1 protein-coding gene is annotated in these 211 nt (G+C 53.6%); it reads left to right on the forward strand.

The window, feature by feature from the left end; translation table 11 throughout:
* Positions 1–211: YDG domain-containing protein (locus ASC50_RS05610; RefSeq protein ID WP_158648515.1), on the forward strand; the 211-nt coding region annotated here is incomplete at both ends.

Here is a 211-nt window from a genome sequence, read left to right on the forward strand (position 1 = left end):
CGGTTACATTTGCCGATTTCACGCTCGGCGGCACGGAAAAAGACAATTATGAGTTGATGGCTCAGCCGGCTGATGTCGTAGCCCCCGCCGCGATTACACCCAAGCCGGTTACGCTCACAGGTTTTTCAGTCGATAGCAGAACTTACGATGGCACTACGAACGCTACCTTTAGCGGTACGGGCAATGTCGTTGGCATAGTTGAGGATGTCGG

The sequence above is a fragment of the Candidatus Symbiothrix dinenymphae genome, from assembly GCF_001431085.1.